Source organism: Janthinobacterium sp. FW305-128 (assembly GCF_020858135.1).
In the GTDB taxonomy this organism is placed as follows: domain Bacteria; phylum Pseudomonadota; class Gammaproteobacteria; order Burkholderiales; family Burkholderiaceae_D; genus Janthinobacterium.
In genome coordinates this window covers 212247-237254 of sequence record NZ_JACYMK010000011.1, presented here as the reverse complement: position 1 = coordinate 237254, position 25008 = coordinate 212247, and the positions used below count along the sequence as shown (strand labels likewise).

Annotated in this window: 26 protein-coding genes; 13 read left to right on the top strand and 13 right to left on the bottom strand. The window is 64.6% G+C overall.

The window, feature by feature from the left end:
- Positions 1-195 precede the first annotated feature (195 nt).
- Positions 196-1065, bottom strand: coding sequence for an ABC transporter substrate-binding protein (locus IGS60_RS22435; protein ID WP_230506244.1), 870 nt, complete (start codon positions 1063-1065; stop codon positions 196-198).
- Positions 1066-1313: 248 nt separating this feature from the next.
- Between IGS60_RS22435 and IGS60_RS22430 the strand changes: the two genes are divergently transcribed.
- Positions 1314-1577 carry a heavy-metal-associated domain-containing protein gene (locus IGS60_RS22430; RefSeq protein ID WP_070218296.1) on the top strand — a complete coding sequence of 88 codons (264 nt, stop codon included), beginning with the start codon at positions 1314-1316 and terminating at the stop codon, positions 1575-1577.
- 22 nt (positions 1578-1599) lie between these two features.
- On the opposite strand, the gene IGS60_RS22425 is transcribed toward IGS60_RS22430, so the two are convergent.
- The 3 genes from IGS60_RS22425 to IGS60_RS22415 form a co-directional block, all read right to left on the bottom strand.
- On the bottom strand, positions 1600-2133 hold the full coding sequence (locus tag IGS60_RS22425) for an SCP2 domain-containing protein (protein WP_099408747.1): 534 nt from the start codon (positions 2131-2133) through the stop codon (positions 1600-1602).
- A gap of 19 nt (positions 2134-2152) precedes the next feature.
- A complete protein-coding gene (locus IGS60_RS22420) occupies positions 2153-3049 on the bottom strand; it encodes a U32 family peptidase (RefSeq protein ID WP_099408832.1) in 897 nt (298 codons plus the stop codon).
- Between the two features lie 127 nt (positions 3050-3176).
- Positions 3177-4211 carry a peptidase U32 family protein gene (locus IGS60_RS22415; RefSeq protein WP_070311960.1) on the bottom strand — a complete coding sequence of 345 codons (1035 nt, stop codon included), beginning with the start codon at positions 4209-4211 and terminating at the stop codon, positions 3177-3179.
- 164 nt (positions 4212-4375) lie between these two features.
- Between IGS60_RS22415 and IGS60_RS22410 the strand changes: the two genes are divergently transcribed.
- The 7 genes from IGS60_RS22410 (at position 4376) to IGS60_RS22385 (ending at position 13398) form a co-directional block, all read left to right on the top strand.
- Complete coding sequence (locus tag IGS60_RS22410; protein WP_070289792.1) at positions 4376-4792, top strand: hypothetical protein; 417 nt, start codon at positions 4376-4378, stop codon at positions 4790-4792.
- Between the two features lie 118 nt (positions 4793-4910).
- Complete coding sequence (locus tag IGS60_RS22405; RefSeq protein WP_099408749.1) at positions 4911-6659, top strand: ribonucleoside triphosphate reductase; 1749 nt, start codon at positions 4911-4913, stop codon at positions 6657-6659.
- Entirely contained in the window at positions 6656-6853 is a 198-nt protein-coding gene (gene nrdD / locus IGS60_RS28410; protein WP_070218300.1) for an anaerobic ribonucleoside-triphosphate reductase, read from the top strand. Before IGS60_RS22405 ends, nrdD begins: the two co-directional genes overlap by 4 nt.
- Positions 6846-7550 (top strand): anaerobic ribonucleoside-triphosphate reductase activating protein, encoded by a 705-nt coding sequence (locus IGS60_RS22400; protein WP_230506243.1) that lies wholly within the window; start codon positions 6846-6848, stop codon positions 7548-7550. The genes nrdD and IGS60_RS22400 overlap by 8 nt, the downstream gene beginning before the upstream one ends.
- A 148-nt stretch (positions 7551-7698) precedes the next feature.
- Positions 7699-11754: a Pls/PosA family non-ribosomal peptide synthetase gene (locus tag IGS60_RS22395; RefSeq protein ID WP_230506242.1), complete on the top strand. Its 4056-nt coding sequence runs from the start codon at positions 7699-7701 to the stop codon at positions 11752-11754.
- Between the two features lie 21 nt (positions 11755-11775).
- Positions 11776-12291 carry a 4'-phosphopantetheinyl transferase superfamily protein gene (locus IGS60_RS22390; RefSeq protein ID WP_230506241.1) on the top strand — a complete coding sequence of 172 codons (516 nt, stop codon included), beginning with the start codon at positions 11776-11778 and terminating at the stop codon, positions 12289-12291.
- A gap of 198 nt (positions 12292-12489) precedes the next feature.
- On the top strand, positions 12490-13398 hold the full coding sequence (locus IGS60_RS22385) for a LysR family transcriptional regulator (RefSeq protein ID WP_070289800.1): 909 nt from the start codon (positions 12490-12492) through the stop codon (positions 13396-13398).
- Here the strand turns inward: IGS60_RS22385 and IGS60_RS22380 are convergent.
- On the bottom strand, positions 13395-14072 hold the full coding sequence (locus tag IGS60_RS22380) for a phosphoribosylanthranilate isomerase (RefSeq protein WP_230506240.1): 678 nt from the start codon (positions 14070-14072) through the stop codon (positions 13395-13397). The genes IGS60_RS22385 and IGS60_RS22380 overlap by 4 nt on opposite strands.
- A 126-nt stretch (positions 14073-14198) precedes the next feature.
- Between IGS60_RS22380 and IGS60_RS22375 the strand changes: the two genes are divergently transcribed.
- Positions 14199-14426, top strand: coding sequence for a hypothetical protein (locus IGS60_RS22375; protein ID WP_070218305.1), 228 nt, complete (start codon positions 14199-14201; stop codon positions 14424-14426).
- Positions 14427-14499: 73 nt separating this feature from the next.
- The gene (locus IGS60_RS22370) at positions 14500-14913 is read left to right on the top strand and encodes a hypothetical protein (RefSeq protein WP_070218306.1); all 414 of its coding nucleotides are present in this window, start codon (positions 14500-14502) and stop codon (positions 14911-14913) included.
- Between the two features lie 80 nt (positions 14914-14993).
- Here IGS60_RS22370 and IGS60_RS22365 read toward each other — a convergent pair whose 3' ends face one another.
- From IGS60_RS22365 to IGS60_RS22335, 7 genes are all read right to left on the bottom strand, one after another.
- On the bottom strand, positions 14994-16028 hold the full coding sequence (locus IGS60_RS22365; protein WP_230506239.1) for an RNA methyltransferase: 1035 nt from the start codon (positions 16026-16028) through the stop codon (positions 14994-14996).
- 68 nt (positions 16029-16096) lie between these two features.
- Entirely contained in the window at positions 16097-16438 is a 342-nt protein-coding gene (locus IGS60_RS22360; RefSeq protein WP_070218308.1) for a zinc ribbon domain-containing protein YjdM, read from the bottom strand.
- Positions 16439-16529: 91 nt separating this feature from the next.
- Positions 16530-17501, bottom strand: a complete 972-nt coding sequence (gene dmeF / locus IGS60_RS22355) for a CDF family Co(II)/Ni(II) efflux transporter DmeF (RefSeq protein WP_230506238.1) — start codon at positions 17499-17501, stop codon at positions 16530-16532.
- A 10-nt stretch (positions 17502-17511) separates the two neighbouring features.
- Positions 17512-17787 carry a metal/formaldehyde-sensitive transcriptional repressor gene (locus IGS60_RS22350; RefSeq protein ID WP_070218310.1) on the bottom strand — a complete coding sequence of 92 codons (276 nt, stop codon included), beginning with the start codon at positions 17785-17787 and terminating at the stop codon, positions 17512-17514.
- A gap of 76 nt (positions 17788-17863) precedes the next feature.
- Positions 17864-18688: a TlpA disulfide reductase family protein gene (locus IGS60_RS22345; protein ID WP_070289813.1), complete on the bottom strand. Its 825-nt coding sequence runs from the start codon at positions 18686-18688 to the stop codon at positions 17864-17866.
- Positions 18689-18758: 70 nt separating this feature from the next.
- Positions 18759-19298: a DUF2325 domain-containing protein gene (locus tag IGS60_RS22340; RefSeq protein WP_230506280.1), complete on the bottom strand. Its 540-nt coding sequence runs from the start codon at positions 19296-19298 to the stop codon at positions 18759-18761.
- Between the two features lie 274 nt (positions 19299-19572).
- A complete protein-coding gene (locus IGS60_RS22335; RefSeq protein WP_230506237.1) occupies positions 19573-20178 on the bottom strand; it encodes a hypothetical protein in 606 nt (201 codons plus the stop codon).
- Positions 20179-20456: 278 nt separating this feature from the next.
- On the opposite strand from IGS60_RS22335, the gene IGS60_RS22330 reads away from it, so the two are divergent.
- The 3 genes from IGS60_RS22330 to IGS60_RS22320 are packed head-to-tail and all read left to right on the top strand — an operon-like array spanning position 20457 to position 23318.
- Positions 20457-21320, top strand: a complete 864-nt coding sequence (locus IGS60_RS22330; protein ID WP_230506236.1) for a PoNe immunity protein domain-containing protein — start codon at positions 20457-20459, stop codon at positions 21318-21320.
- Positions 21321-21336: 16 nt separating this feature from the next.
- Entirely contained in the window at positions 21337-22212 is an 876-nt protein-coding gene (locus IGS60_RS22325) for a PoNe immunity protein domain-containing protein (RefSeq protein WP_230506235.1), read from the top strand.
- Positions 22209-23318 (top strand): hypothetical protein, encoded by a 1110-nt coding sequence (locus IGS60_RS22320; RefSeq protein WP_230506234.1) that lies wholly within the window; start codon positions 22209-22211, stop codon positions 23316-23318. Before IGS60_RS22325 ends, IGS60_RS22320 begins: the two co-directional genes overlap by 4 nt.
- 57 nt (positions 23319-23375) lie before the next feature.
- On the opposite strand, the gene IGS60_RS22315 is transcribed toward IGS60_RS22320, so the two are convergent.
- Positions 23376-24980, bottom strand: coding sequence for a methyl-accepting chemotaxis protein (locus IGS60_RS22315; protein ID WP_230506233.1), 1605 nt, complete (start codon positions 24978-24980; stop codon positions 23376-23378).
- Positions 24981-25008 lie beyond the last annotated feature (28 nt).

Sequence of the window (25008 nt, the reverse complement as noted above, 5' to 3'; positions counted from 1 at the left end):
ACGGGCGCACGGGTCCCGCACGACAGCCGCCATGGCGGCTATCGCTGGGAAAGTATTGCAAAGTGTTGCAAAGTAGAATGATGTTCGGCGAAAATTTTATAAGTGTCAACAGGTGTTCTGTTGAACTCGCTTTGCGTTTCCTCAAACATCCTGCGCACGATTGAAGCAGTCGTTTGACATAGCTCAACTAAACCATTAGTAATGATTTGGACGATACCAAAGTGCCTTGCGCGCCAGCGGCGTCTCCTCCGGCAGGTCAGGATTGACGAGCTCCAGCACGTAACGCCGGGACAGATTCAGGCCCTGCGCGAGACGGCCGAAATGGCGCTGGAACAGCTGCGCAAAGCTGCCATCGGCCAGCATGGTTTCCAGTCCCAGTTCAATGTGGCGCGCCAGTTCCGGCCTGTGCTTGCCGACAAAAAAGTACAGTGCGGCCGGGTAGCGGATGACCAGGTGGGTGTCTAGCGCCAGCGGCAATTGCGCGTGGCTGGCCAGCTCGCTTTGCGCCTCGATCACGGAACGGGGAAAGTAATCGATGCGCCCTGCCGCCAGTTGCTGGAACAGGCCTTCGTAGGTGCTCGACGTATCGAGGCGCAAGCCATTCGCCTGCAGGATGGCGCAGTCGGGCCAGTCGCGCATCTGGCCGGCAGACAGCCGCGCCAGGGCGGCGACGCTGCGCACGCCGCGCAGCAGCTGCGTCTGGCGGGCATGGATCAGGGCCACGCGCCAGCCGATCAGGCCGCGGTCGATCGGTATGCGCACCGGCAGCAATTGCGTTTCGCGCGCCCGGCTCGTCATGGCCCAGACGACATCGACGCTGCCTGACGCCATGGCGATTTCCTGCATGGCGCGCGTCTGCACCATGCGCAGTGCGGAGCGGCGCAAGGCATAGACATGGCCCGACCGCGACAGCGCCTGTTGCAGCAAGGCCGTCACATAACCTTGCTGTGGATCATCGAGCGCCTGATGGCGCGGATACACGAGCTGCAGTGGCGGCGACGTGCCGGCGGCGGCAGCGCGCAACGGCCACAGGGCGGCAAGCTTGAGCAGGGGGCGGCGCTGCATGGCCCCTCCTTTCCAGCGCTTTCATCAGCGTTCTTATCAGAATGACAGTATCGCGCAGCGGGGCACGCTTGTCGACTGGATTATGGAAACTGTGTACAAAACAACAGCAATTCAGGCGGAAGTGGAGCGGTGCAAATTAATCCAGATCAATAAAACCGTAAATAGAAAATAAATCTTGCGTGCTGCTCTGGACGGCATGCGCGCCCCTCGCCTACGCTGTTTTTTTATCTGAAAAACAAGAGGACCACATGCAGACAGCGCGCTTGAATATTATTGGAATGGATCACGAAGGCTGCGCCGACAGATTGACGGGCGCACTTGAGGCCGTCACGGGCGTGGCCACCGTCTGCGTCTCGCTGGCGCGCCACGGCGCCACGGTGCAATTCGACGAACGCCTGGCCACGCAGGAACGTTTGCTGACCGCCGTCAACGACGCCGGCTTCATGGGCGAGGCGTCCGATGAAGAACAATTGCCATCGTGCAGCGGCGCCTGCGGCCACTGCCGCCACTGAGCGCCCGCCTCCCCTTTTCCGCTCAGCCTCCCCGCGCGCCCCGGTCGCGCAAATGCGCCAGCACGCGGCGCGGTCCCAGCGACTGCAGGTCGAACGGCGGCAATTCGATGGCATCGAGCGTATTCTTGAACAGCAAGCCCAGCTCCGTATCGCCTTCCAGGCTCAAACGGCGGCTGAAGAACAGGGTGTCCGGATCTTCCTGGCGCCGCGCCAGCAGCATCAAGTCATGCACGCTGGCGGCGATGCACAGGTCCGGCACGTCAACATAGCGTTCGGCCACGAACACCGTGCCCTGCCACTCAAAATCGAAGGCGATACCGGCGTCCAGCAAGCGCAAGCGCAGGCTGCGCCCCTCCAGGCTGCAGCGCACGTCGTCGGGCAATTGCGGCGCCAGCAAGCGGTTCAAGCCTTGCACGAACAGCCAGGAGGCGGGATACGGCGGCAGCTTGGACAGCAATTCGGCCAGCGGTTCGGGCAGCCGGTACGACACGGCGGGCTTGCTCATGGCAGGCTTGGCCGGGACCGGGACGGGCAATCTTTCCAGTTGATCTTGCATGTTCTTCCTTTCGATGCGTTCAATGGGCGGCGTGCTGTTCCATGCCGGGCTGGCCGTGCCAATAGCCGTCGCAGGCGCCGGCCGGCTGGCAGGCCGCCAGCTGGGCCTGGGCGCCGATGCCGCTGACCTGCCCCCGGCGGGCGCGGTCGAAGATGGCAATCACCTGTTCCGTATGCATGGCTTGCGGACTGATGCGCGCCACCGACACGCCCATGTCACGCATGGCGTCGAGTTCGCGCACCAGGTTGTAGACGAGCGCCGACTGCGTCTGCGTGCCATTGAGTACGAGGAAGGGCACTTCGTCGCGCGTGCGCAGCAGCAGCCCGTCCGGCTCTTCCAGGCAGCTGTAGCCGCAGTCGTCCTTCGGCAGGTTGCGGTTGCGCGCCGTGAAGCAGCGCGCGGAAAACGCCAGCGGCATGCGGCCGTAGGCAAACACTTCCGTCTCCAGCCCTTCCGGTTTCTGGCGCTGCATCTCGGCCAGCGCCGTCTGCCCCATTTCCAGCGGCATCACCCAGCGCCGCGCCCCCATGCGCGCCATCAGTTGCAGGCTGGGGCCATTGAACAGGTTCAAATGGGGGCCGGCGACGAAGGACGCGCCCTTTTCCATGCAGTGCACGGCGCCCATGTCGTTGGCCTCGACGCCGTAGCGCCCATTGCCCGTGATGCGGCGCAGGGTGGCCAGTTCGGCGCCCGCCTCGATCAGCGCCTGCGTCGACAGCACCACTTCCTTGCCGGCGGCGGCCAGCATGTCGGCGATATCGAGCCAGTCGGCCAGGCGCAGCTCATGCCGGCGCGAGCAGACGGTTTCGCCCAGGTACACGATATCGACGGCGGTGCCGGCGATCTGCTGGTAAAACTCGAAGACGGTGGCGCGCGGCCAGTAGTACAGCAAGGGACCCAAAGAGAGTTTTAGCATGCCTTTTCCAATATTTTTTTAAGTGACAAAACCGTAGCGAGCGGCTCGCGGCGGGGCCGAGAAGCGCAACCGTGCTCCAGCACGGTGAGCATCGCAGGCCGCGCCCCGGGACGCGCAGCAGGTTTTGCTATTTCCAGGAGCGGTGATAGGCGCCAAGCGTGTGCTGCTGGCCTTCAGCCAGCTTGTCCATGGCCGCCATCCAGCCCGGCTTGACGGCGTAGCGCGTATTGCCTTCGCGGCAGGCGTCGATCGCTTCGCGCCACACGCGCGTCACCTGCGCCACATACGCGGGGCTGCGCTGGCGCCCTTCGATCTTCACGGCGCGCACGCCCATGGCGATCAGCTGCGGCAGCAGCGCCAGCGTGTTCAGGCTGGCCGGCTCCTCGATGGCGTAATACTCTTCGTCGTTGACTTCGAAACGCCCCTTGCACAGGGTCGGATAGCTGGCGTTTTCGCCCGGTGCGTAGCGGTCGATCAGCACGCCGTTCAGGCGCGATTCGAGGCCGTTCGGCGTTTCCAGCCAGCGCACGGATTTCGCCGGCGAGCACACGCCGTGCGTGTTCGGCGCCTCGCCCGTCGCATACGACGACAGCGCGCAGCGCCCTTCGACCATCACGCACAGGCTGCCGAAGCCGAAGACCTCGATCTCGACGTCCGTCTTGGCGATCAGTTGCTCGACCTGCGCCATCGACAGCACGCGCGGCAGCACGGCGCGGGCGATGCCGAAGTGTTCCTGGTAAAAATTGATCGCTTCGTAGTTGGTGGCCGAGCCTTGCACGGACAGGTGCAGGCGCAGCTGCGGGTGATGCTCGCTTGCATACGCCATCAAGCCCGGATCGGCGACGATCATGGCGTCGATGCCGGCTTGCGCGGCGCGGTCGATGGCGCTGCGCCACACGGCCCAGTTGTGCGGCTGCGGATAGGTATTCAGCGCCAGCAGCACCTTGCGTCCATATTGGTGGGCGTAGCGCACGCCCTCGGCGATGGCCTTTTCGTCGAAATTGAGGCCGGCGAAATTGCGTGCATTGGTGGCGTCGCGAAAACCCAGGTACACGGTGTCGGCGCCATTGTCGACGGCCGCTTTCAAGGCGGGCAGGCTGCCGGCGGGGCAGACCAGTTCCAGCGGTCCGGCCACGCGGGTGGCGGTAGTTGATTCAAGCATCATGATATTCACAGTCCTGTATCGGCTCAGGGTGCAGACTATAGCCCCGCCCATACCGCCCAGTCCTTGACACAGGTGAAGGAATGCATGCATGGCTGGCGCGCGTTCAACTTGCTTGACCTGGCTGTAAAATGCTCCACTTTTTCCCTATCCGATTGCCCGCCATGACCCGCAAACCGCTGCTGATTTTCCTGCTCACCCTGTTCCTCACCGCGCTGCAGGTGCAGTGGGCCGGGCCGCCCGATGGCTATGACGCAGGGACCATCTCCGTGCTGTCGCCCGAGGTGCTGGGCGCGTATCCGGGCGTGCTGCTGCTGTTCCTGCTGGCCGTGTTCGCGCGCCGCAAGATGCCGCTGCTGCGTCAGGCCGCCATCTGCACGGGCCTGCTGGCCGTCTACTGGCTGCTGGCGAACTACGTCACCTTCGACGCGCGCGTGGCCAGCTGGAGCACCTACACGCCGCTGGAAATCTGGACGCACGTGCTGCCCGCCTCCGTCGCCAGCGTCGCCGCCTGCGGCGCCGCGTTCTTTTGCGCGAGCTGGCTGATCCTGCGCGAAACGCGCTGGAACAAAAGCGGCTGACGTGGTTTTTTCACCTGCATCAAGGATTCGTCACGCAACTGCACGCGCCCTTTGACGCCACTATATTTAGTGATTAATCTCCATAAAAACACCGCATGTTGTGTTTATTGGAGGTTTCATGACGACAAATGCAGTTTCCCCCACACGCGGCCAGGTCGATGTCGCCGCGTCCATCAATGAATACCTGGACCGGCGCGACTGGCGTGTCAACGCCAACGCCAACCAGGGTTACTCGCTGGGCGGCCTGATACTCAATGTATCGGGCAAGGTCATCGCCAATTACTGGCTGGACCAGGTGTATCCGCCGGAAGTGGGCGCGGCGCACCGCGAAGCGGCCCTGCACATCCACGACCTCGACATGCTGGCTGGCTATTGCGCCGGCTGGTCGCTGCGCACCCTGCTGCATGAAGGCTTGAACGGCGTGCCGGGCAAGATCGAATCGGGCCCGCCCAAGCACATGTCGAGCGCCATCGGCCAGATCGTCAATTTTCTCGGCACCCTGCAAAACGAGTGGGCCGGCGCGCAGGCGTTCAGCTCCTTCGATACCTATATGGCGCCCTACATCCGCAAGGACAGCCTGTGCTATGAAGACGTGCGCCAGTACATGCAGGAGCTGATCTTCAACCTCAACGTGCCATCGCGCTGGGGCACGCAGACGCCGTTCACCAACCTCACTTTCGACTGGGTCTGCCCGGACGACCTGCGCGAGCAGATTCCCGTCATCGCCGGCCGGGAAATGGACTTCAGCTATGGCGAGCTGCAGGCGGAGATGGACATGATCAACCGCGCCTACATCGAGATCATGATGGCGGGCGACGCCAAGGGCAGGGTCTTCACCTTCCCCATCCCCACCTATAACATCACCGAGGATTTCGACTGGCATAGCGAAAACGCGGAACGCCTGTTCGAAATGACGGCCCGCTACGGCCTGCCCTACTTCCAGAACTTCATCAATTCGGAACTCAAGCCGAACATGATCCGCTCCATGTGCTGCCGCTTGCAGCTGGACTTGCGCGAACTGCTGAAAAGGGGCAATGGCCTGTTCGGTTCCGCCGAGCAGACGGGCTCCCTGGGCGTGGTGACGATCAACTGCGCACGCCTGGGCCACCTGTGGCGCGGCGACGAAGCGGCCTTGATGGCGGACCTGGACCGCCTGCTGGAACTGGGCAAGACCAGCCTGGAAATCAAGCGCCGCACCATCGAGGAACTGATGCAGCAAGGCCTGTTCCCCTACACGAAACGCTACCTGGGCACCCTGCGCAACCACTTTTCCACCCTGGGCGTGAACGGCATCAACGAGATGATCCGCAATTTCAGCGGCGACGCCTGGGACATCACGTCCGCCGAGGGCCATGCGCTGGCGATCCGCCTGCTCGACCACGTGCGCGCCCGCATGGTGGCCTTCCAGGAAGAGACGGGCCATATGTACAACCTGGAAGCGACGCCGGCCGAAGGCACGACGTACCGCTTCGCCCGCGAAGACCGCAAGCGCTATCCCGCCATCCTGCAGGCCGGCACCGTCGACAATCCGTATTACACGAACTCGTCGCAGCTGCCCGTCGGCCACACGGACGACCCGTTCGAAGCGCTGGAATTGCAGGACGCGCTGCAGCGCAAATACACGGGCGGCACGGTGCTGCATTTGTACATGACGGAAGCGCTGTCGGACGCGAACGCCTGCCGCGAGCTGGTCAAACGCGCCCTGAGCCGCTTCTCGCTGCCCTACATCACCGTCACGCCCACGTTTTCCATCTGCCCGCGCCACGGCTACCTGGCCGGGAAACATGAATTCTGCCCCACCTGCGACGCGGAGCTGATCGCCCGCAAGCAGGCCCACATTGCTCCATCACTTGAGGAAACGCCATGAATGCACGTCCCGACTTCACTCCCGCCATCACCCTGCTCGACAGCGAACGCCAGCGCTGCGAAATCTGGACGCGCGTGATGGGCTATCACCGCCCCGTCGCCTCGTTCAACATCGGCAAGCAGGGCGAATTCCACGAGCGCCAGTATTTTACGGAAGCGAGCGCCCGGGTTGGCCAGCCGGCCTGCCATGGCTGAGTTGAAAGTGGGCGGCCTGACGCCCTTTTCCGCCACCGACTACCCGGGCAAGCTGGCTGCCGTGGTGTTCGTGCAGGGCTGCCCCTGGCGTTGCGGCTATTGCCACAATCCGCATTTGCAGGCGCGCACGCCCGAAGGCGCCATGCCGTGGCAGGACGTACTGACCTGGCTGCGGCGCCGCGTGGGCCTCGTCGACGCCGTCGTCTTCAGCGGCGGCGAGGCATGCATGGACCCGGCGCTGGCGCGCGCCATGCTGGACGTCAGGGCGCTGGGTTTCGGCATCGGCCTGCACACGGCCTGCATCTATCCGCAGCGCCTGCAGGAAGTGCTGCCCCTGGTCGACTGGGTCGGCTTCGACATCAAGGCGCCGTTTGCCGACTATCGTCATGTGACCCGCGTGGAGGGCAGCGGCGACCCGGCGCGCGCCTGCCTGGACGCCATCCTCGCCAGCGGCGTCGCCTACGAATGCCGCACCACCACCCATCCGGACTTGCTGCCGGACGCACAGCTGCTGTCCCTGGCCGCCGCCCTGGCCGCGAAAGGCGTCGATAACTACGTGCTGCAGCAGTTCCGCGCCGAAGGCTGCGCGGACGCGGCGCTGTCCGGCCGCCCCCTGCACGGCTATCCGGCGGCGGCTACTGTGGCGCAAATCGGCGCCATGTTTCCCCGTTTTACATTCCGTAATCATGGCAGTTGATCGTGCAGCCACATAATTATTGAAAGTCCCGCAAAATTCCCCGTTCTGCAACGCTGAAATGTCTTGCGTGCTGTAATGTATCAACTGTGCCGCGCACCATGCGCAGCCCGTCAGATTCCTCACACCGCATTACAGATAAGCGTCATCCATGAACGATTTCACCGCAGTCAGCCCAGGCATCCCTTCCACCCACGCCGACATCCTGTACGGCCCGCCGCGACCGGATCTGCTGCGCGAGGAAGTGCTGGCCGACCTGCTGGAAGCGACGGCGCGCCGCTGTCCCGAACAAATCGCCCTGATCGATGGCGCGCGCCGCATCACGTATGCCGAACTCGATGCGCAGGCGGGCCTGGCGGCGTCGCGCCTGATGGCGGCCGGCGTCAAGCCCGGCGACATCGTGGGACTGTGGCTGCCGCGCGGCGCGCATCTGCTGCTGATGCAGGCGGCCATCGCCAAGGCGGGAGCCGCCTGGCTGCCCGTCGATGAAGACACGCCCGTCGAACGCCTGCAGGTGTGCCTCGATGACGCCAATGGCTTTGGTGTCGTCAGCTGCGCGCAGTTCGCGCCGCGCCTGGAGCAGGCTGGCGTCGAGCGTCCCGTGTGGACCGCGGAAAGCCTGCTGGCGCCCGCCGCGCCGGGCGAACTGCTGCCCGCGCGCGGCACAGTCTTGCCCGAACACCCCGCGTACGTGATCTACACGTCCGGCTCCACGGGCAAGCCCAAGGGCATATTGATCAATCAGCGCAGCATCTGCCACTTCCTGCGCAGCGAAAACGCCGTGCTGGAAGTGACGCAAAGCGACACCGTCTACCAGGGCTTTTCCGTCGCCTTCGACATGTCGTTCGAGGAAATCTGGATCGCCTACCTGGTGGGCGCCACCCTGTGGCTGGGTCCCAAGGAGATCTCGGGCGACCCGGAAGCCTTGCCGCGCGCGCTGGCCGCCAACCACGTCACCGTTCTCCATGCCGTGCCTACCCTGCTGGCCCTGTTCGCCGAAGAAGTACCGAGCCTGCGCCTGATCAACCTGGGCGGCGAGATGTGCCCCGAGTCCCTGGTCGAGCGCTGGTCGCGCCCGGGCCGCGCCATGTTCAACACCTATGGCCCGACAGAGGCGACCGTCTCGTGCAGCCTGGCGCGGCTGCGCCCCGGCGAACCCGTCACCATCGGCACGCCGCTGCCCAACTACGGCTTGCTGGTGCTGCAGGTGGCCGAGCACGGAGAAAACCGCCCATTGACATTGCTGGCGCGCGGCGAAACGGGGGAACTGTGCATCATCGGCCCCGGCCTGGCCGAGGGCTACCTGGGCCGGCCCGATCTGACGGTGGAAAAATTCCTGCCCAACCCGTGGGCGACCAGCGACGATGACGCGCGCCTGTACCGCACGGGCGACCTGGCCCGCATCGATGCGGACGGCCAGGTGCTGTGCCTGGGCCGCGCCGATGACCAGGTGAAGATACGCGGCTTCCGCGTGGAGCTGGGCGAGATCGAAGCCGTGCTGGCGCAGCAGCCGGGCGTGGGCACGGTGGCCGTCCTGCTGCGCAAGGATGACGGCATCGACCAGCTGGTGGCCTACATCGTCGGCAGCGACGAGGCGCCCGGCGACGCCCTGGCGGCGAAAACCCTGCGCGCGGCCCTGAACCTGCATTTGCCGCCCTACATGGTGCCGGGCCGTTTTGAATTGCTGCCGCTGATGCCGCGCCTCACCTCGGGCAAGATCGACAGGAAGGCCTTGAAAGCCATGCCATTATCCGCGCCGCAGGCCGGCGAGGCGGGGATCTCGGACGTGCCGGAAACGCCGGCCGAAGCGGCCCTGTTCGCGGCCCTGGCCAAGCTGTTCCCCGGTCAGGCCATCTTGCGCCAGCTGGACTTCTTCAGCGACCTCGGCGGCCACTCCTTCCTGGCCGCCCGCCTGGCATCCGCCCTGCGCGCCGATCCGGCCTACGCCCACATGACGGTACGCGACATTTACCAGAACCGGCAGATCGGCAAGATCGCCGCCGTGCTGAACGAAGCGCCCGCGCTGGCCACGCCGGAAGCGGATTGGACGCCGCCGTCGGCCTGGAAGCGCTGGGTCTGCGGCGCGGCGCAGGCGGCGGCCGTGCCGGGCCTCGTCACCCTGCGCATGGCGCAGTGGATGGCGCCGTTCTTCACCTACCACTTCTTCACGGGCGACACGGGCGACACCGTGCCGCGCGCCATCGCCGCCTCGATCGGCGTGTTCTTGCTCGCGACCCTGGCCGAATTTGCCATTGCGATTGCCGGCAAGTGGCTGATCGCCGGGCGTCTGAAACCGGGCAGCTATCCGCTGTGGGGCGTCACCTATTACCGCTGGTGGCTGGCCGACCGCCTGGTCGAATCGGCGCCCGCGTATCTGCTCAGCGGCTCATCCCTGAACAGCTGGTGGCTGCGCGCGCTGGGCGCGAAAGTGGGCAAGGAAGTCGTCATCGGCTCGATGACCCTGCGCGCGCCCGACTTGCTGTCCATCGGCGACAACGTCAGCGTGGGCAATGCCGTCAACTTTGAAAACGCCCGCGTGGAACGGGGCCGTTTGCTGCTGGGGCAGATCAGCATCGGCGACGATGCCTGCATCAGCTCTTACGCTATCCTGGAAGGCAATACGCAAGTGGGCGCCTTCGGTCACCTCGAGGGCCAGTCGGCACTGGCCGACGGCGCTTCGGTGCCGGCAGGGCGCGTCTGGACGGGGTCGCCCGCGCGCGACATCGGCCCCTATGACCGGGCCAGCCAGCCGCCGCGCCCTGCCGTCTCGCGCCTGCGCCTGACGGGCGAAACCCTGTTCTTCTGCTTCGGCATGGTCCTCATCGCCGTGCTGTTCTTCATGCCCGTCTTCCCCAGCTTCGTGCTGATCGACTGGTTCGACGAGCGCGAAATGATGCCGTGGCTGCAGGGGCGCGACGTGACGACCCAGCTGGCCCGCTACTTCCTGCTGGCCTTCCCCGCCAGCGCCGTGCTGATCGTGCTCACGGCCCTGCTGTCGGCCGCCATCCGCTGGGGCGCGCTGCCGCGCCTGAAGCCGGGCAGCTCGCCCGTGCACAGCAATATCTATTGCGCCAAGTGGCTGGTCAGCCATATCCAGGAATCGAGCCTGAACGTCCTGCACGGCATCTACGCCACCGTGTACGCGCCCTACTGGTACCGCCTGCTGGGCGCCAAGGTCGGCAAGGGCGCGGAGATTTCCACGGCGCTGGGCGTCGTGCCCGACATGCTGACCCTGGGCGACGACACCTTCATCGCCGACGCCGTCATGCTGGGCGATGAGCAGATCGACGGCGGCTGGATGACCATGCGCCCCACCGTCGTCTCGCACCGCAGCTTCGTCGGCAACGGCAGCTATATCCCGGACGGCACCGTGCTGCCCGAACATGTGCTGATCGGCGTGCACACGCACGCGCCGCGCAATGAGCAGATGCACAGCGGCGATACCTGGCTCGGTTCCCCGCCCATGCATTTGCCCGCGCGCGAACAGGTCAGCGGCTTTGCCGAGCACCTGACGTTCAAGCCGTCGCTGCTGCGCCGCCTGGGACGCAGCCTGATCGAAGCGTTCCGCATCGTCGCGCCGCACGCCGTGGTGATTGCCGTCGGCTACACGCTGGTGCTGGACGTGATGCCGATCGCGGGCGCAGGGCGCTGGGGCGAAGTGGTGGGCGACCTGGCCATCGCCGGCCTGGCCTACGGCATCGGCAATTTTTTGGTGGTCGTACTGTTCAAGTGGCTGCTGCTGGGACGCTACCGCAAACATGCGGCGCCCATGTGGACGCCTTTCGTGTGGATTTCGGAAGGCGTCACGAACCTGTATGAAGGCATCGCCGTGCCCAACTTCATGCGCTACCTGCGCGGCACGCCGTGGCTGCCGCTGGCCTTCCGCCTGTTCGGCTGCAAGATCGGCCGCGGCGTCTACATGGATACGACGGACATCACGGAATTCGACTGCGTGCACATCGGCGACTACAGCGAATTGAATGCGCTCACCTGCCCGCAAACGCATCTGTTCGAAGACCGCGTGATGAAGATCGACCACGTGGAGATCGGCCAGCGCGTCTACATGGGGCCGCGCAGCTCCGTGCTGTACAGCGCCAAGGTGGGCGACAATGCGCGCCTGGGACCGCTGACCTTGGTGATGAAGGGCGAGCACATCCCCGCCGGCAGCAACTGGGCGGGATGTCCGGCCGCGCCTTTGCGTAGCTGATTGCAGCTGATGGATTTTACGGTGCTTTGGGCGGACGACGGCGTGCTGGCGATCGGCATCGTGCCGCCGCCATCCCGCGTGGAAGCGCGCGCGCACCTGCGCCAGGCCGTGCGCGAAGCGGCGGCGCAGTGGCAAAACCTGGACATCGGGGCGATTACAGTGGAATCGACGCCGGGCGCCCCTCCCCGTTTGCTGCTGGCAGGACGCGCGGCCGGCCTGTCGTTCAGCCATGACGAGGGACTGTCGCTGGCAGCCATCGGCCTGCACGGTCCCGTTGGCATCGACGTGATGCGCGTGCAGGACATTGCCGACTGGTTCCATCTGGCACGCGACTATTTGGGGCCGCAAGTGGCAGCTAAGCTGGCCGACTGCCCTGCCGATCAGCGCCCGCGGCGCCTGGCGCAGGCATGGACGGCGCGCGAGGCGGCGCTCAAGTGCGCGGGCAAGCAGTTGGCGGAGTGGGATGGGGCCGCACCGGCCTGCCGCCTGAAAACGCTGGCGTTGTCGGCACCGTATGTGGCGACGCTGGCATATTAGTCCTCCTTGCCCTCGGCCGCGCCGCCGATCTGGACGAAAATCAGTTTTACGATAATACTGACGAGCAGTCCCAGCACCCCGATCAATTCCAGCATGGTCTTTCCTTTGCAGTGACAGCAGACCAGGCCACTGTAGCGCGAACGCCGGGGCCAGGCCAATATCAAATCAGGCAGTCTCCGATCTCGAAAAGGCATACGATTGATTTCCATCAGACAGTTCCGCTACTTTGTCGAAGTCGTCGATGCGGGCAGCTACTCGCGCGCGGCGGAAAAGCTGTATATCGCGCAGTCGGCCCTGAGCCGGCAAATCAAGGAGCTCGAGGGCGAGGTGCAAGCCCTGCTGCTCACGCGCGACGCGCGCCATATCGAGCTGACGCCCGCGGGACAGCTGTTTTATGAACGCGCCAGGCGCATCCTCGACGACATCGAGGAAACCGTGCGCCAGACGCGCCACGTGGGACAAGGCGCGCAAGGCATCATCCGCCTGCTGCATTCGAGTTCCGTCACTCTCACGCCCGCCATCGGCGCCGTGCTGAACCGGCTGCTGGCGCAATTCCCCGGCGTTTCGCTCGACGTGTCGAAAGGCTCGTCGGAAAACCAGGCGTTTGATATCGAAGAAGGCCGCGCCGACCTGGGCCTCGTGCGCCTGCCCACCCTGCGCAAGCACGCCAACATCGTCGTGCGCGAACTGTACGCGGAAAAACTGGTGGTGGCCGTGTCGGCGATGTCGCCGCTGGCGGCGCTGGAGCGCACGACGATCGCCGCCCTGCGCGACGAAGCGTTCGTCTCTATCCCGCACAAGGACCGGGGGGGCCTGAGCTACCTGGTGGCGGGCCTGTGCCTGGCGCAGGGCTTCTTCCCGAAGGCGGCGCGCGCCCTGTCGCGCAAGACGTCGCAGCTGAACCTGATCGAGGCCAATATGGGCATCGCCATCGTCCCCGACAGCATGCGCCTGGTGGCGCCGCCCGGCGTGCGTTTTATCGCCCTGCCGGACGAGGAATCGCACTCCGTCGTGGGCCTGATCTCGCCGCGCGCAGCCAGCGGCATGGTGGCCGCGTTTACGGAAGCGTTCGTGCGCGAGATGAACGCATCGGCAACTACGGCTTAGCCTTCCGCATACAGCGCCGCATCCGCGTCGCGCACGGCCGCCATCAGCAAGGCCAGCTTCATGACATCGAGCTGGCCGTCCGTGCGCACGCGCGAGCACAGGTCGATGCCGTAGGGGCGTACCTGGCGCAGCGCCTCCATCACGTTGTTCGCATCGAGGCCGCCGGCCAGGAAGACGGGACGGGGGCTGGCGCGCACGAAGCGCGCACTGACGGACCAGTCGTGCGTGCGGCCCGTGCCGCCCAGTTCCGGCACAGCCGCGCCGGGGCGTCCCGAATCGAGCAAAAAAGCGTGGACATGGGGCGCGTAGGCGGGGATCAGCGCCAACGCCTCCGGTCCCTCCACGTGGATCACCTGCACGCGCCGCACGTGCGGCAGCAAGCGCGCCAGCTGCGCCACTTCGCCGGGATCGATATGGCCGACGATCTGCACGGTGGACGGCTGCGTGGCGCGCACGTGTTCGGCGATGGCTGCCGCCGTCGTCTCGGACGTCAGCAGGAAGGTGGCCACGGGAGGCGGCGTCCAGGCGGCGATCTGCGCGATGCGCGCGTCGGGAATCGGGCCGGGGCCGGACGGCATGACGGCCACCAGGCCCAGCGCGTCGGCGCCGGCGGCAATGGCCAGTTGCGCTTCGTCGATGGAAGCGATGCAGCAGATCTTGATGCGGGTTCTCATGGCCTTGCGTGTTCAAATGGGATGAGCAACATTACAACACAGGGCGGCACACGCGCCAAGACACGCGGTCAAGGCCGCGCACGATTGTGTGCCAGAATGGGGACCTGCCCACATCCAGAGGAATCCATGGCCGACTACAAAAACCCCAGCTACGTGGCGCGCTCCATGCACCCGCGTTTCGATGAACTGACCTCGCCAGGCGAAGCCGTGCCGTATTCGGGCATCTACCGCTGCGACGGCTGCGCGCACGAGATCGTCTCGACGGAAGGCCACGTCATGCCGCCGCAAAACCACCACCAGCACAGCAGCGAGCAAGGCGCCATCCGCTGGCGCCTGATCGTCAGCCCCCGCTGATTGACATGCGCCAGGCGGGGGACGATACTTGATTGATCCCGGATCGCCATTGGAACGTCACTGGAACACCAGCATGCGCATCGTCGATTTTGAAGTCCGCAAGGAGTGCCCGCCGCAGCTGTGCGACTGCGAGCGCGAGCGCCTGCTCGACGATCCGCAGGCGGACCTGTCCATCCTGCGCCTGAACCTGACGGAAGAAAAGCGCCTGCTGGCGCACATCGAGGGCATCGCCACGTATGCACAGCTGCAGAAGCTGCAGCGGCTGTTGAAGAGCAACCTGGGCGTGGAATTGCAGATCGTGCCGGGCAGCGGCGAAGTGCGCACCGTGCGCGGCTTCCAGATCCGCCTGCTGGAGCGGCCCGGCCTGTGCCGCAAGACGCGCGCCGCCATTCCCGCCGCCGTGCGCCGCTGCCTGGCCGCGCATCCCGAGATCGCGTTTGCGATATTGAATGAAAACGATTTGCTCGGTGGGATGCGGGGCGAGTAGGTCGGATTAGCGGGCACCGCGTAATCCGACATCATTGTTGGCGTATGGGCGAATGTCGGATTACGCTCCGCTAATCCGACCTACGCCGTCACGCTGGCACGGATGGGAATGACCTTGCCCTTCGCTTCGCGCGCCCGCAACTGCCCGCAGCCGCCCTCCACGTCCTGCCCGGCCGAATCGCGCAATTTGGTCAGCACGCCGCGCGCGTGCAGGGCGGCGGCGATGGCCCGCGCCTTGTCCCAGCTGGGACGCCTGAACGGCAAGTCATCGATGGTGTTATACGGGATCATGTTGAGCACCGCGTACTTGCCCTGCAAGAGCGCGACGATGCCGTCCATCTCGTCGTCGCCATCGTTGACGCCCTCCATCAGCGTCCACTGGTACTGCACAGGGTAGCCGGTCAGGCGCGCATACGCTTCGCCGAAGTCCACCAGCTCGCGCGGGGTGAGCCTGGGTGCGCGCGGCAGCAGCTGGTCGCGCAGCGCCGGCTTCGTCGTGTGCAGCGACAGGGCCAGCGCCGGCTTGACGCGCCCCTGCGGCAGGCGTTCGAAGGCACGCGGGTCGCCCACGGTGGAAAACACGAGGTTCTTGTGGCCGATATTGCCCTCCGTGCCCAGCAGCTCGATCGCTTCCATCACATTGTTCAGGTTATGCGCCGGTTCGCCCATGCCCATGAAGACGACTTTTTTCACCGGGCGCAAGGTGCGCGCCAGCACCACCTGGGCGACGATCTCGCCGCTGGTGACTTGCCGGATCAATCCGTCACGGCCCGTCATGCAGAACTGGCAGCCGACGGCGCAACCGACCTGGCTCGACACGCACAGGCCGTCGCGCGGCAGCAGCACGCTTTCCACCGTCTGGCCGTCGTGCAGCCCAACCAGCAGGCGCGCGGAACCGTCGGCACCCGGATGGGTGCTGAGCAGTTTCAGCATGCCCTGCAGTTCGAGGTCGAGCGCAGGCAAGGCGTCGCGCACGGGCAGCGGCAAAAAGTCTTCGGCGCGGCGCCGGCCCTGGTCGTGCGGCTGGCCCTGTATCCAGTCGCGCAGCACGCGCTGTTCGTGCAGGGGCTTGGCGCCCAGGGCGCGCAGGCGCTGGCGGAGATGGTCGATTTGCATGGGGTCTGAAATAAAAAACGGCGCGCCGGCAACAATGCGAGGCGCGCCGCGAATGGCAAGGAAAAGTCCTACACTTTCTTGACGAATTCCGTCTTCAAGCTCATGGAACCGAAGCCGTCGATCTTGCAGTCGATGTCGTGGTCGCTGTCGACCAAACGGATGTTCTTGACCTTCGTGCCCATCTTGACGACACCGCCGCCGCCCTTCAATTTCAAGTCCTTGATGACGCTGACCGTGTCGCCGTCCTGCAGGATATTGCCGGCCGAATCGCGGTACACACGGGCACCCTCTTCCACGGCTTCGCCAGCCGTGGCCGACCATTCATGCGCGCACTCAGGGCAGATCAACTGGCTGCCGTCTTCGTACGTGAATTCGGATTGGCATTGCGGGCATGGTGGTAATGTGCTCATTTTCTTCTCTGTCTGGTGAACAGCGCGTGCTGTAAAAGCCGACATTATACGGCCTACGCCCCGCATCAACGGGCTTTTTTCCCCATCATTATCAAGGCCGGCGAATAATCTCGATGGTGCTGTGGACGATTTCCTCGTGGATGCCGATGCGCGCGCGCAGTTCGGCGGCCGTCAATGCGGCGTCGCGGCTGACGACGGACAAGGCGCACGAATACAGCTGCTTGCCGACTCGCCACACGTGCAGGTCGACGATGCGCGGCGTGTCGCCGGCGCTTTCCATTTCCACCGCTTCGCGGATTTCATCCACCACGGGGTGGTCCATCTCGCGGTCCAGCAAGACCTTGCCCGTGTCCAGCATCAGCTTTTTCGCCCACAGCGCCACCAGCACGGCGCCCGCGATACCCATCACGGGATCGAGCCACTGCCAGCCGTAAGCCCACGCGCCGGCCAGCGCCACGATGGCCAGCACGGACGTGGCGGCGTCGGCCAGCACGTGGATGTAGGCGGCCTTCATGTTCAGGTCTTCGCCATGGCCATGGTGGTCGTGGTGCCCATGATGGTCATGGTGATCGTGGCCATCATGGTGGTCATGGTCGTGGTGCCCGCCGAGGATCAGCGCGCACACGAGGTTGACCGCCAGGCCGAAGGCCGCCACCGCCATCGCCTGCGGATAGTGGATGGGCTGCGGCGAGAACAGGCGCTCGACGGAAGCGGCCACCATCAGCACAGCCACGCCCAGCAGCAGGATGGCGCTCGTATAGCCGGCCAGCACCTCGATCTTCCACGTGCCGAAGGCAAAGCGGGGGTCGCGCGCATAGCGGCGCGCCGCCGCATACGCAAATGCGGCCAGGCCGATGGCCAGCGCGTGCGAACTCATATGCCATCCATCGGCCAGCAGGGCCATGGAGTTGTACCACCAGCCGGCGACGATTTCCAGCACCATGGTGGCCAAGGTGATCCACATGACGATGCGCGCGCGGCATTCCGCCTTGTCGCTGGCGGCACCGAAGACGTGTTCGTGCTGCCAGGCGGAGAGGTCTTCGCTGAGGGATTGCGTTTTCATGACGTTCTCCTTATTTGAGGTAGGTGCGCAGGATGCCCGCGATGTCGTCGGCGCCCCTGGCCCGCTCTTCGCCGGAGAGATCGGGACTGGCCACGTGCTCGCGCAAATGCTCTTCGATGACTTCGGCCATCAGGCCATTGACGGCGCCGCGCACGGCGGCGATCAGCTGCAGCACTTCGCCGCAGTCGCGGCCCTCTTCCAGTCCCCGCTCCAGGCCTTCCACCTGGCCGCGGATGCGCTTGACGCGATTGAGCAGCCTGGTCTTGTTGTGTGCCGTGTGGCCCATGATTCACTCCGATAAATACTATAGGGGGGTATACTATCAGAAAGCGCCATGGCTGAGTCAACAAGGCATACCCGCCTCAGGGAACGGGTGCGATCTTCTGCAGCTTGCTGGCCAGCGAAGCGTCGGACAATTCACCCAGATGGGTGTCGGCAAGACGCCCCTGCGCGTCATAGAACAGGGTGGTGGGCAGGGCCGAGGAACCGGCCGCCTTGCCCAGCGCCGCTCCGCTGTCGAGCACCACATTGCGCAGGGTCGTGCCGCTCCTGTCCAGGAAAGCGCTGGCCGCCGCCGCATCCTCGCGCTGGTTCGCGTACACGAAGACGATATCGGCGCGCGCCTGCTGTGCGGCGGCCAGCACGGGCATCTCGCGCCGGCATGGCGGGCACCAGCTGGCCCACAAGTTGACCACCATGGGCTTGCCACCGGCCAGCGCCGCCAGGCTGGTGGAGGTGCCGTCGAGCGCATGCAGGGCCACGGCCGGCAAGGCCGCCGGCTTGTCGTACGCCAGCCCCAGCCCTGCGCTCAACACGCCCCAGGCCAGCGCACCGCAGGCCACGCTGATGGCCAGCGGCCGGCGCATGAGCGCCATGGCTGGACGCCGGCAGCGCCACGCGGCGATGGCCAGCGCGGCCGCGATGCCAGCCGGCGCCAGGAAGCCGCCGTCGCGGATATTGAGGATGGACGCGGGCGCGGCCAGATACTGTTCGTGCCAGCGCAGCACGAACGCCACGCGCGCCCCCAGCAGGCCGGCGATCAGCATGTCGGAAACGAGGGGGCCGGCGTCCGGCAGCCGGCGGTGCTTCCGCAGCCACCACGCCGCGCCGTAGGCGACGCACAGGGAAACGAACAACAGGACCAGGCCCGTGGGCAGGGCCAGGGGACCGATTTGCAGGGACAGCATGGGCGCTCGCTATGACATCGAATGGATGTCCATTCTGCCCCATGCGGATTAAGCAGGCGTTAATCCGGCATCAAAAATCGGCCAGCGCCTCCTTGCGCACGAAATGCATGGCTTGCGGCTGGTCCACCAGCACGCACTGCTTGCCCGTGCGCTTGCAATGGTCATGCACGCGCCAGTAGGCATCGTGGCTGACGCAGCCCGTCTGGCAAATCACCAGGTCGGCCGCCACCAGACCGGCTTCCAGCGCCGCCGCGTCGTCGGCGCCGTCATCGCCGCCAGCGTGATGCAGGAAGCGCCCGCCGGCCTGCTCGATGGCCAGCTGCGCCACGTTGGCGCCAGCCGCGTGCTGTCCCGGCGCCAGACTTGAATAAGTGCCCACATACAGCACGGCTTTTTCGCGCACGTCGGCCTGCAAGGATGGCGCCGGCAGCCACTGCAGGCGCAGCAGCTCGCGCATCAGGTCCTGCACCCGCTCGCTGAGCCACTCGACCCGGCGGGCCAGCCGGGCTCGCGTCGGCAAGCCCGGCACGCTGGCCGCCAGTTCGGCCAGTTCATCGCGCGCCAGCGCCAGCCTGGAATCGCGGATCACCACCTGCGCCCGCGCGCGCATCAATTCCGACTCCAGCTGCGCGATGCGGGCCGCCTGCGCCGCCAGCTGCGCACTGCAACGCGCCTGCGCCCGCCCATATTCGCCCATCAGTACGCGATGCTCGTGCGCGATCGCGTCCTCGTTGCCATACACACTGCCCATCATGCCCTCCTTCACTACCCGTGGCGCCATGGCGCCAGCCCATTGCACCCCCATAGCGCTGAATTATAAATGAGAATCATTATTATTTGTGTATGCACGTGCACGCAGCAGGGATATGCGAAGGCGACCGGCTTCACGCGGCCGGCGGGCAGGACAGCATGCGTTTCCAGACATCGCCCTGCACTTGCCGCACCTGCCGCAGGGCATCGGGGCCGCGATAAATATCCAGCGTGCTCGGCCACGCGATATCGATGAACAACTGCCGTGCCGGATCGATCAGCAGCGACTGCCCCACATAGTTTCCCTTGATCTCGCCCTTGTTGACGGCCAGCAGGCGCGCGCCGCCCGCAAGCGCCCGCTCGTCCAGCGCTACGCCGCTGCGCTCGGCCACGTCGCGCAGCCAGCGCTCGCGCCAGCGCGCCTGCTCCGCGAACTGTCCCTGCGGCGGCCGGTCCAGCTTGACGACAGCCGCCACGGGACCGCCTGTGCCCGCCTGCAGCGAAAAGCCCATGCGTTCCTGCAGTTCGACCGTGTAGGCCTCCCCCTTGACGTCGATCTGGTAGCGCCCCGCCCCGTCCTGTACCAGCAGGTCGGCCTGATGGTAGGCAGGTTTGACGCAATTGGCGTACTGATAGGCGAGCACATCGAGGAATGGTGGTGCGGCCGGGGTGGACGCCGCCATGGCGGGCGACAGGCTGGCCCATAAGGCCGCTGCGGCCGCGTATTTGATCTTGCTCATGCTTGCTCCGGTTCACGTAAAAGACGATGACGGCCGAAAAATACCTGCGGCACGCCATCGAGCCGCTCATGGTAGCTATTTTGAATATTTCTTTCTGGCACAAGATTCAATTGAATCGCGCTTGTTGAATCACTATTTCTATTATGTAATCTTGCAAACAAGTCATTACATCAACTACCAGTACGTTTCCCTGATCACACGGAGTCCCAGGCAATGTCCGCATTTTTCCATGTAAACGCATCTTCCTTACGCGTCGATCACGACGGCAGCCAGACAAGATGAACAATCGCCCATTCACCGAGCGGCGCCGCCAGCAATTTCTGGATGAAGAACTGTATGTCAAAACGCGCAGCAATCAATTTGCGCTGATTGCAGGAGGACTGGAAAACAAAAAGGTCGCCGACTCAGCGCAGGAAAATGCTTCCGTCCATCATTTTTTGTATTTAGAAGAACTCTGGATCTGGATGCTCGACTATACGGCTGGCGAGCCGATTGATGCGCTGGCGCCGCGCATCGCGGGCATCGTGGATAAGTTTGAAGAATGGAATGCGGTCGACCAACTCTATCAGCAGGATGCGGCGCTTGAGTTTCCAGAGTTTGGACCCTACGAATATGAGGGAGCACCAGAGTTTTACATCCTGTCCGACTATGAGGACACCTTGCAGCTGCTCAGCATTGCCATCCTCCTGCGCGATCACCGTTCGGTGCTGCGCATCATCCACGTGCTGCGCAGCCACCGTGGCCGCGATGGCCTGTTCGAGCAATTGATCGACGGATATGTGGAGGATGGACAAGCACTCGACGCCTGCATCATCGCCAGGCCCTATGACACCCTGCTGCAAGTGTTCTATGAGGAGGATGAGGACGCTACCTTGGCCCTGCTCCAGAAATACCTGAAACAGTGGTATCCGGCCATGCGACATCATCCGCGCTGGTACAACGAGCATCTCAATATCAGCGAGGAAGGCTATGCCGGCTACTACGGCTACTGGGCATTCGAAGCGGGAGCGACGGTTTTCCTGCTCGACCTGGACGATAGCCAGGCCGCGCATCTGGTGTACCCCAGGGATCTGGTCGACTATGCGCGACGGCTACGCAAGGAAGGCCGCTACACCAGCGAAGTTACATGGCCGCAACCATAATCAGCAAGGGGCAAGGATGCAGACGCTGAACGAGCGGAATTTTTTGGCCCGGCGCAGGGAAGCGCGGCTGTCCTATGCCATCTACCTTGAAAGCAAGGAAAGCCAGGATGAGTGCTACGACATGGTGGCAGCCGGCTTGCAACAGCCGGCGCACGTGCTGCAACATATTCCACCAGAAAATTTCATGACGGCCACGCGCCAGCGGGCCTGGGATGGCGTCGACCAGCTAGCCCTCGCCTACAGCGCCGGTCACGCGCTGGATGAGTTGCGCGCCGCGTACTCCACGATACTCGCTTACTGGCTGGCGTTTGCCCGCTATGACATGGCATTTGACGCTCAGGCCGACGAAGCCGAACAGGGATTTCCCCACTTCGCCCTGCCCGGCGACGGCTACGAGCAGGTCAACCGCATGGTCTGCCTAGGCATTTTGCTGGGCTGCGGCAGTTTGCTGCCCCGGCTGGCGCCCGTCATCGATTTCAATAACCATGAAAAGGATGGCTTGCTGGAGCGGCTGCTGGCATGCTTCGTCGCCGGCAGGGATGCAGCCTGGCCAAAGTGCACGCGCCATCTGCCCTACGTCAATACACTCAAGATATTCGCGGCAGAAAAAGATGCCCGTCCTGCGCTGATGCACGCTTATCTGCAGCAATGGTATGCAGCCAGCTGCCGCGAGCCCTATTACGACAGCCACCGGCGCGACACCTCGTTCTGGGGCTACTGGTCCTGGGAAGCGGCCGCCATCACCTGCGTGCTCGATATCGATGACAGCGGCTATCGCGGCGCGCCCTTCTATCCGGCCGACCTCGTGGCGTTCTGCCGGATGAAAGGGATCGCCCCCGGCGCCACTGCGGCAACGCAGGACACGCAGCAACAACGACTGGACGAAGCATGAAAACCAGCACTGCCATCGCCACCGGCATCGCCATCGTTGCCGGACTCTGCTTTGCCATGCCCACGCTGTGGCGTGTCGCCACCAATCCCTTTCCGGGCATTTATTCCATCATCGACCCCGTCACTGGCGAGACCAAGGATGTCCTGAAAGTAAAATCGCTGCTGGGCGAGTATGTGGTACTCGCGCGCTTTGGCGGCCATGGTCCATGGACGGGCCCCATCTACGCCAAAGTCATGGGCAACGGCGACAGCTACGCGTCACCGCCACTGTTTCAGCAAGACCGCATGGTCAGCGCACTATCGCTGGACGAGATCGGCTACCTCTACCACACGCCGGGCAACAGCGACTCGCGCGTCGGCCCGTCCGATACCGGCTATATCAGCAGTATCGCGAGCTTCGGCATTACCCCCCTGTTCCACCGGCCCCTGCTTGCGGGCGGCAACGAGCGCGGTGAGCGGGGCTTGCACGCGTACACGCCCGGCGCCGGTGAGCGCAAGGTATCGGTCAGTACCTTGAACTACAGTCCGCGCATGATACAGGTGGGCATCAGTTTCGTCGGCGATCCCGACAACGCTGTCGATACCGATCCACTGAGTCCTTACATGAGCAGCGCCGCCAGCTGCTGCTTCTACCTGCCGGCGCAGGCCGCAGCGCCGTTGCAGGTCAAGCTCGAATATCGCTGGCTGCCCAAGGGCAAGCCTGAAGTGCTGGCCGTGACCTTGCCAGCCAACAGCGACGCCGACGAACTGCTGATACTGGTGCAGGCGGATGGAACAATGGGCGTGGAATTTCGCGCCCCCGGCAAGGACCTGGATCTGACGCCCGAGGGCGTCAGATCCATCAATGGCAAGCCGTATCCGCTGCCACCGGCCGCCGAGCGCAAGGCGCGCCTGGCTGCGGAACTGGCGCGAAGAAAACGCTTCTTGAAAGATATGTACAGGCTGCGGGACAAAGGCACGGGCGAATCTGTCGAGATGGCATATCAGCTACGCTACCTGATCGACGAGTACGAGAAAACCATCACTTATCTGGAAACGTTTTCCGCATGCACCGGCAGCCTGGCGACGTGCGACAAACAAGCCACGGCAGCGGCGCGCGCGCCATAGCGCAGCCACGCCCAGGAAACGCCAAGCTGAACGGCGTCCTGACCGCCAGCCAGCCTGTCAGCGGCCCGGTTGCGCGGGCGCCGCCAGCGCGCTGGCAGCGCCGCCCGCATCGAGCTTGAACACCCCCACTTCCCGCACCAGGCTGGCCGCCTGCTCTTCCAGGCTGCCGGCGGCGGCCGCCGCTTCCTCGACCAGGGCGGCATTCTGCTGCGTGACCTCATCCATCTGCGTGATGGCCTGGTTGACCTGTTCGATGCCCAGGCTCTGCTCCTGGCTGGCGGCGGCGATTTCGCTCATCAAGTCGACCACCTGCTTCACGGATGCCACGATCTTGTCCATCGTGGCGCCCGCCTCGTCCACCAGCTTGCTGCCCGCGTCGACGCGCTCGACCGAATCGCCGATCATGGCCTTGATTTCGCGCGCGGCACTGGCCGAACGTTGCGCCAGGCTGCGCACTTCGCTGGCGACGACGGCGAAGCCGCGTCCCTGCTCGCCCGCCCTGGCAGCCTCTACCGCTGCGTTCAAGGCCAGGATATTCGTCTGGAAAGCGATACTGTCGATCACGTCGACGATATCGACGATCTTGCGCGAGCTGGCATTGATGGCGCCCATGGTATCGACCACGCGCCCGACCACCTGTCCACCCTGCACGGCAAATTCCGACGCCGACACCACCAGCTGATTGGCCTGCCGCGCATTGTCGGCATTCTGCTTTACCGTGCTGGTCAGCTCCTTCATCGCGGAAGCCGTTTCTTCCAGCGAACTGGCTTGCGCCTCCGTGCGCGACGACAGATCGAAATTGCCGGCCGCGATTTCGCGCGAAGCAATAGTGATGCTTTGCGTGCTGCTGCGCACCTGGCCCACGGTGTGCGACAGGCTGCCATTCATCGCTTCGAGGGCCTGCAGCAATTGACCAGGCTCGTCGGAAAAGCGCTTGTCGACACGATTGCTCAAGTCGCCGGCCGCCACCCTCTGCGCGGCCAGCAACGCCTCCTGCAAGGGGCCGGTAATGCTGCGGCTGATCAGCACGGCGCCGGCGATGCTGACGCCCAGCGATGCCAGCAGCAAGCCCGCCAGCAGCACGGTTGCCGAGCGTGCCTTGTCGGCCGATTCGGTCTCGAACGCGGCCGAGCGCTTGCTGGTCATGTCCACCACGCGGTTGATGGCCGCCAGATGGCTGTCGTAGCTGGCGGCCATGGCCGCCATGGCAGTGGCCACGCCCGCCTTGTCCTGCCCCTGCAGCGCCGGGACGAAGCGCGTGAATGCCGTCTCATAGAATGCCACGGCAGGGGCATGCGCCTGCGTCAGCAAGGCTTCGGCGATATCGTGATCGAGATCCTGGGTACGCCAGAACTGATGGCGCGTGTCGTACTCGGCCTTCAAGGTTTTCAGGCGTTCGACCAGCTTGTCTTGCGCGCTTCTATCTTCGGACGCCATCAGCTGGAAGGCGACCAGATACGATTCGAGGATGTATTCCGGCGGCGGCAGCACGTCGGCCACCAGGTCCTTGCCCTGTACGATGCGGTGATATACGGGGCCGTTGACCTTCAGTTCGTGCAGCACGCGCAGCGACCAGCCGCCATACACGATCAGGCCCAGCGAAAAGATGGCGACCAACAAGGCCAGCCGGCGCGACAGTTTGACTTGGCGAAGCAGCTGCATGTGCGTACCCCCTCGTTTATCCGGACCA

Excerpts from the sequence above, each read along its gene's own strand:
- IGS60_RS22365 (WP_230506239.1), bottom strand. The coding sequence starts at position 16,028 with ATGCAAATCGACCATCTCCGCCAGCGCCTGCGCGCCCTGGGCGCCAAG.
- IGS60_RS22320 (WP_230506234.1), top strand. The coding sequence starts at position 22,209 with ATGAAAACCAGCACTGCCATCGCCACCGGCATCGCCATCGTTGCCGGA.
- IGS60_RS22370 (WP_070218306.1), top strand. The coding sequence starts at position 14,500 with ATGCGCATCGTCGATTTTGAAGTCCGCAAGGAGTGCCCGCCGCAGCTG.
- IGS60_RS22350 (WP_070218310.1), bottom strand. The coding sequence starts at position 17,787 with ATGGGCCACACGGCACACAACAAGACCAGGCTGCTCAATCGCGTCAAG.
- IGS60_RS22430 (WP_070218296.1), top strand. The coding sequence starts at position 1,314 with ATGCAGACAGCGCGCTTGAATATTATTGGAATGGATCACGAAGGCTGC.
- IGS60_RS22340 (WP_230506280.1), bottom strand. The coding sequence starts at position 19,298 with ATGCGCGCGCGGGCGCAGGTGGTGATCCGCGATTCCAGGCTGGCGCTG.
- IGS60_RS22335 (WP_230506237.1), bottom strand. The coding sequence starts at position 20,178 with ATGAGCAAGATCAAATACGCGGCCGCAGCGGCCTTATGGGCCAGCCTG.
- IGS60_RS22315 (WP_230506233.1), bottom strand. The coding sequence starts at position 24,980 with ATGCAGCTGCTTCGCCAAGTCAAACTGTCGCGCCGGCTGGCCTTGTTG.
- IGS60_RS22400 (WP_230506243.1), top strand. The coding sequence starts at position 6,846 with ATGGCTGAGTTGAAAGTGGGCGGCCTGACGCCCTTTTCCGCCACCGAC.
- IGS60_RS22380 (WP_230506240.1), bottom strand. The coding sequence starts at position 14,072 with ATGAGAACCCGCATCAAGATCTGCTGCATCGCTTCCATCGACGAAGCG.
- IGS60_RS22410 (WP_070289792.1), top strand. The coding sequence starts at position 4,376 with ATGACCCGCAAACCGCTGCTGATTTTCCTGCTCACCCTGTTCCTCACC.
- dmeF (WP_230506238.1), bottom strand. The coding sequence starts at position 17,501 with ATGAAAACGCAATCCCTCAGCGAAGACCTCTCCGCCTGGCAGCACGAA.
- IGS60_RS22395 (WP_230506242.1), top strand. The coding sequence starts at position 7,699 with ATGAACGATTTCACCGCAGTCAGCCCAGGCATCCCTTCCACCCACGCC.
- nrdD (WP_070218300.1), top strand. The coding sequence starts at position 6,656 with ATGAATGCACGTCCCGACTTCACTCCCGCCATCACCCTGCTCGACAGC.
- IGS60_RS22375 (WP_070218305.1), top strand. The coding sequence starts at position 14,199 with ATGGCCGACTACAAAAACCCCAGCTACGTGGCGCGCTCCATGCACCCG.
- IGS60_RS22420 (WP_099408832.1), bottom strand. The coding sequence starts at position 3,049 with ATGCTAAAACTCTCTTTGGGTCCCTTGCTGTACTACTGGCCGCGCGCC.
- IGS60_RS22415 (WP_070311960.1), bottom strand. The coding sequence starts at position 4,211 with ATGCTTGAATCAACTACCGCCACCCGCGTGGCCGGACCGCTGGAACTG.
- IGS60_RS22330 (WP_230506236.1), top strand. The coding sequence starts at position 20,457 with ATGAACAATCGCCCATTCACCGAGCGGCGCCGCCAGCAATTTCTGGAT.
- IGS60_RS22405 (WP_099408749.1), top strand. The coding sequence starts at position 4,911 with ATGACGACAAATGCAGTTTCCCCCACACGCGGCCAGGTCGATGTCGCC.
- IGS60_RS22425 (WP_099408747.1), bottom strand. The coding sequence starts at position 2,133 with ATGCAAGATCAACTGGAAAGATTGCCCGTCCCGGTCCCGGCCAAGCCT.
- IGS60_RS22435 (WP_230506244.1), bottom strand. The coding sequence starts at position 1,065 with ATGCAGCGCCGCCCCCTGCTCAAGCTTGCCGCCCTGTGGCCGTTGCGC.
- IGS60_RS22325 (WP_230506235.1), top strand. The coding sequence starts at position 21,337 with ATGCAGACGCTGAACGAGCGGAATTTTTTGGCCCGGCGCAGGGAAGCG.
- IGS60_RS22345 (WP_070289813.1), bottom strand. The coding sequence starts at position 18,688 with ATGCTGTCCCTGCAAATCGGTCCCCTGGCCCTGCCCACGGGCCTGGTC.
- IGS60_RS22360 (WP_070218308.1), bottom strand. The coding sequence starts at position 16,438 with ATGAGCACATTACCACCATGCCCGCAATGCCAATCCGAATTCACGTAC.